Annotated in this window: 5 protein-coding genes; all 5 read right to left on the minus strand. The window is 69.0% G+C overall.

Features of this window, described 5'->3' with window-relative positions:
- Positions 1 to 41: 41 nt before the first annotated feature.
- A complete protein-coding gene (locus tag L995_RS24905) occupies positions 42 to 818 on the minus strand; it encodes an SDR family NAD(P)-dependent oxidoreductase (RefSeq protein ID WP_016452646.1) in 777 nt (258 codons plus the stop codon).
- A 7-nt stretch (positions 819 to 825) separates the two neighbouring features.
- On the minus strand, positions 826 to 2,271 hold the full coding sequence (locus L995_RS24910) for an MFS transporter (protein ID WP_047474049.1): 1,446 nt from the start codon (positions 2,269 to 2,271) through the stop codon (positions 826 to 828).
- 28 nt (positions 2,272 to 2,299) lie between these two features.
- Positions 2,300 to 3,175 (minus strand): polysaccharide deacetylase family protein, encoded by an 876-nt coding sequence (locus L995_RS24915; RefSeq protein WP_016449802.1) that lies wholly within the window; start codon positions 3,173 to 3,175, stop codon positions 2,300 to 2,302.
- 16 nt (positions 3,176 to 3,191) lie between these two features.
- Positions 3,192 to 4,628 carry an amidase gene (locus L995_RS24920; protein WP_047474050.1) on the minus strand — a complete coding sequence of 479 codons (1,437 nt, stop codon included), beginning with the start codon at positions 4,626 to 4,628 and terminating at the stop codon, positions 3,192 to 3,194.
- A gap of 137 nt (positions 4,629 to 4,765) precedes the next feature.
- Positions 4,766 to 5,114 (minus strand): siderophore-interacting protein (locus L995_RS24925; protein ID WP_047474051.1); only part of this gene is annotated, 349 nt, incomplete at its 5' end.

The raw sequence follows: 5,114 nt of genomic DNA on the forward strand, positions 1-5,114 counted from the left end.
CCGCGTGTCCAGTGGCTTGGATGTGCTCATGTCGGATGTCCTCAACTGGGCCAGCGCACCGTCAGGCCGCCGTCGGCAATGATGGATTGGCCGGTGATGTAGGAGGCCTCGTCGCTGGTCAGGAAACGGATCAGGGCGGCGATTTCGCGGGCCTGCCCCACGCGTCCCAGCGGGATGCCCCTGGCCGCCTGCGCCAGGCCCGCCGGGCCCAGCGAGTTGACCGGGTCCAGCGACTGCGGCGTCTCGATCAGGCCCGGAATCACGGCGTTGCAGCGTATGCCGCGCGGTGCCAGCTCCATGGCCACGGCGCGGCACAGCCCGGGCACGCCTGCCTTGGCGGCCGCATAGTGGGCATGCTGCTCCCAGCCGTAGACGCCGCCTGCAATGGAGGAGACGGCCACCATGGCCCCGCCTGCAGCCATGTGGCGCGCACTGGCCCGGAAGGTGCGCATGACGCCGCCCAGGTCGATGTTGATGACCTCCTGCCACTGCGCATCGCTCATCTCGGCCAGGGCCGCCTGGCGCAGCAAACCTGCATTGGCGACGGCGAAGTCCAGCCGGCCGAAGCGGTCCACGGCGACGCGGGCCAGGTGCTCGACCTGCTCGGCATCGCCCACATCGACCGCCTCCATCACGCACCGCCCGCCCGCGCGCTCGACAAGGTCCCGGGTCTGGCCGGGATCGTGCGGGTCCTGCGGGTAGTAGCTGCCGGCCACGGCAACGCCGGCCTGCGCGTAGGCCACGGCCAGCGCCTGGCCGATGCCGCTGGCAGCGCCGGTGATGAGGGCGACCTTGTTCCTGTCGATCTGCGGGTGCATGGCGGCCTCACTTCACGGTCTGGGGATCGACATGGGGCGCCAGGAACATCAGCAGGCCCGAGGCCGCGCAGGGAATGGCTCCCCAGTACAGCGCCGCCTGTGCCCAGTCCGCCCCCTGCGACAGCGTCCAGGTCACGCCGAAGCCTGCCGCGATGGCGCCCACCTGGCCCATGGCGTTGACGAAGGAGCTGGCCGTGGCACGGATGTGGCTGGGAAAGCTCTCGCCGATCAGGAACAGGGCGGCTGCATAGGGGCCGATCAGGAAGAACAGCCCCAGCGAGTACAGCGGCACGATGCGCCAGAAGTCGCCCGAAGGCGCGTTCAGCATGAGTGCGAAGGCCAGGCCACCCAGCATCCAGCCTATGGCCACGGCGTTGCGCCGGCCTATGCGGTCACCGAGCCAGCCATGGAAGACATAGCCCAGGAAGCCCGCGAGATTGGAGATGATGAGCACCTGCAGCGCGCTGGAGAAATCCACGCCCTTGCCCGGCGTGCCACCGGCGCCGCCCAGCACCGAGGTGCCCAGCACCGCGAAGATCACGATGGCGAACCAGTTCAGGAAAAAGCCCAGGGCCAGCGACAGCGTGGGCCGCAGCGAGGCGCCCCGGAACATGGCCGACAGGCCGGTGTGCTGCGCTTGCTGCGGGTGGGCGCCATGGGCCTGGGCCAGGCGTGCGGCCTCTGCCTCGCGTCCGGCACGGCGCAGATCGGCAACGCGCCGCGCGGTCAGGAACTGGGGCGTTTCCACCAGCCGGCGGCCCAGCACGGCAATCACCAGGGCGGGGAACATGGCGAACACGAAGGACAGCACCCAGCCGCCGCCCTGGCCGAACCAGCGCTCGCCCAGCGGATACAGCAGGGCCACCAGCACGGCCGTGAGCACCGCGCCCACGGGCCAGCCACCTTGCACCAGCGAGTAGATGAAGCCGCGCCGGCGCAGGGAGGCCGGGTCCGTGTAGACCAGGGAGAACAGCTCGCTCAGGTAGGTGGCGTTGATGCTTTGCTCTGCATAGCCCAGGCCCGCCAGCGAGCGCACCACGATCAGCAGCACGAAGCCCAGCCCCGCCGACAGCCCGATCACCCAGCCGGCCAGCGCCGTCAGGCCCGAGCACAGCGCGGCGCCCGCCACGGCGATGATGATGCCCTTGCGCCGGCCCAGCCGGTCGGCGATGGGGCCGATGCCGAAGGCCACGATCACCGTGCCCAGCGTCACCCAGGTGTTCAGCCGCGCCTGCTGCTCGGCGCTCCACTGGAAGTGCTCGCCCAGTTGCGGCAGCAGGGTGCCGAAGAGGATGAAGTCGTAGACGGCAAAGACCCAGGCGAAAAAGCAGACCCAGGTGGCGTAGCTGACCTGCCTGCGCGTCACGGTGGGCGCGGTCCAGGGGGCATCGATCCCGGCCGGGGCCGGATGGCCGGCGCCTGGGGCGTCGGAGGCAATGGCGGAGGTATTCATGGTGTCCTCGCTGAGGTGGGATGCGGCATCAACGCGGCTGGCGGCGCAGGAAGTCGTCGGCGATCTGGTCGCACGTCATGAAGCGCACGCCGTCGTGCGACTGGAAATGCTCGATCAGGCGCTCCAGCATCAGCAGCACCTGGGGCCGGCCGGAGACATCGGGGTGGATGGTGATGGGGAAGACCGCGTAGTCGTGCTCGCGGTAGACCCAGTCGAACTGGTCGCGCCACATCTGCTCTATGTCGCGCGGGTTGACGAAGCCGTGGCTGTTGGGCGACTTCTTGATGAACATCATGGGCGGCAGGTCGTCCAGGTACCAGTTGGCGGGGATCTCGACCAGCCGTGTCTCCTTGCCGCGCACCAGGGGCTTCATCCAGGTGTCGGGATGCTTGCTGTAGTCGATGCGGGTCCACTGGTCGCCCACGCGCACGTAGTACGGGTGGAAGTCGTTGTGCATCAGGCTGTGGTCGTACTTGATGCCTTTCTTGAGCAGCAGCTCGTTGGTGACGGGGCTGAATTCCCACCACGGAGCGACGTAGCCCGTGGGCGCGCGGCCGGCCAGCCGCGTGATGACCTCGATGCTGCGGTCGAGCACCGCTTCCTCCTGCTCGGGCGTCATGGCAATCGGGTTCTCATGGCTGTAGCCGTGGATGCCGATCTCATGGCCCGCGTCCACCACGGCCTTCATCTGCTCGGGAAAGGTCTCGGCGGAGTGGCCCGGGATGAACCAGGTGGTCTTGAGGCCGTATTTGTCGAACAGCCTGAGCAGCCGCAGCGAGCCGACCTCGCCCGCGAACATGCCGCGCGAGATGTCGTCGGGCGAGTCTTCCCCGCCATACGAACCGAGCCAGCCGCCGACGGCATCGACGTCCACGCCAAACGTGATCTGTATGTCCTTGCTCATTGCATGCACTCCTTTTTCACTGGGAACGGTTGAGGGAAGAAAGCGCCTGTTCGACGGCCAGGGCAATGCGCAGCAGCCGGTCGTCATCGCCCTGCGAGCGCATCAGCTGCAGGCCGATGGGAAGCCGTTCGGTGCTCGCGCCAGGGCCTTGCAGGCACAGGGCGCCGCAGGGCAGGGCCACGGCCGGCGCATCCAGGAAGCTGCCGGGCATGGTCAGGCGCAGCGTGGCGAGATTGGTCTGGGCAAACAGCGCGTCGTCTTCCAGCAGGGGCTGCAGCAGCGGCGCCGGATGGCCCACCGTGGGCAGCACCAGGGTGGCGCCGCCCAGCTCCTGCGCAAACAGCGCCATCAATGGCTGGCGCCGTGCCAGCAGTTGCAGGTAGCCGCCATGGTCCAGATGCCTTGCGGCCGCCAGCCGGCTGCGCACGCGCGGGTCCATGCGCGCGGCCTGCTCCGGGGCATCCAGGCGCTCGCGGTGCGTGGCCAATGCCTCATGCGCGCCCAGCCAGCCATGGCGCTGCGTCAGCGTCTGCACCGTGTCCAGGCTTTGCAGCCGGCGCCGCTGCACGCGGGCGCCCTGCCGCTGCAGCAGGGCCAGGCCGGCTGCAATCGCGTCGCGCACCTGCACCTGCACGCGGTCGTCGTCCAGCAGGCCGGGGTCGATGACGAACACCTGTCCCTGCAGGCCTATGACAGGGCCTGGGACGGCAGGGCCTGCAGCGGCATCGCCGGCAGGCACGGTGCTGCGCAGCACCTGGTCCAGGGCCATGCAGTCGGCCACGCCCAGGGCCAGCGGCCCCAGCGTGTCCAGGGAAGGTGACAGCGCAAAGACCCCTTGCATGGGATAGCGCCCCCGGCTGGCACGAAAGCCCACCAGCCCGTTGAAGGCTGCGGGAATGCGCACCGATCCTGCCGTGTCCGTTCCCATGGCCAGCGGCCCGCAGCCCTGCACCACGGCCAGGGCCGCGCCGCTGGAGGAGCCGCCAGGCGCCCGTGCGCGCCCACCCAGGCGGGGATTGGCGGGGGTGCCGAAGCCGGGGTTCAGGCCCAGTCCCGAATAGGCGAACTCGCTGAGGTTGGTCTTGCCCAGGCAGACCATGCCGGCCGCCGCGGCCCGCGCCACCACGGGGGCATCGGCAGGGGCTGGCGGGGCAGAGCGAAGCAGGGCCGATGCCGCCGTGGTGGGCGTGCCACGCACATCGAACAGGTCCTTCCAGCTGATGGGCACGCCGTCCAGCGGCCCGAGCGGGCGGCCCGTACGCCAGCGCTGCGTGGATTGCCTGGCCTCTTCCAGCGCGCGCTCCGCAGTGATGCGCGTGAACACGGACGGGCTTTCACAGGCCGTTTGCAGGCAATGCTCGGTGGCTTGCGTGGGCGTCAGCGTGCCGGCCGCATAGGCTGCATGCAGTTCGCAAGCCGAGGCAGTCGCTGTCCGGAGGCCGCTGTTTTTCATTAAATTTGAATGTTGTTGTCAAAGTTCATTTTTGAATTCTAGTGAGCGCCTCCATCCCGTGTCCGGGTGATTACCCGGGGGATGAGGCGCTCTGTGTTGATCTGTGAAGGAGGCCGTTTTGTGCCGCTTGCGCCGCTCTAGCGGTCCTTGTGGTCCGCCTCGCCGCACTTCCAGTAGCCCTTGGCGCTCAGCTGGCCGGGTGCGATGCCACGGTCCAGGAAATGCCGCTTCAGCGCACGCATGGCGCCGGACTCGCCCGCCATCCACAGATAGCCGTTGCCCGGCGGCAGCGGCCGGTACATCAGCCGCTGGCACAGCCTCTGCCCAGGCTGGCCCGGCGCGGCGGTGATCCACTCGGTGCGCCAGCGGGCAGCGCTGTCCATGGGCTGGCATTCGCCGTCATCGGTGATTTCCACGTAGGCCTTCACCCGCGCGGAGGCTGGCAGGCGCGCCGCGATCGATTGCATGGCCGGCAGTGCCGAGCCA

Origin of the sequence: Delftia sp. ZNC0008 (assembly GCF_000799035.1) — a bacterium.
Taxonomy (GTDB): Bacteria; Pseudomonadota; Gammaproteobacteria; order Burkholderiales; family Burkholderiaceae_C; genus Comamonas; species Comamonas tsuruhatensis.

Coding starts and splice junctions, on each gene's coding strand:
- L995_RS24905 (WP_016452646.1), bottom strand. CDS start 818: ATGCACCCGCAGATCGACAGGAACAAGGTCGCCCTCATCACCGGCGCT.
- L995_RS24920 (WP_047474050.1), bottom strand. CDS start 4,628: ATGAAAAACAGCGGCCTCCGGACAGCGACTGCCTCGGCTTGCGAACTG.
- L995_RS24910 (WP_047474049.1), bottom strand. CDS start 2,271: ATGAATACCTCCGCCATTGCCTCCGACGCCCCAGGCGCCGGCCATCCG.
- L995_RS24915 (WP_016449802.1), bottom strand. CDS start 3,175: ATGAGCAAGGACATACAGATCACGTTTGGCGTGGACGTCGATGCCGTC.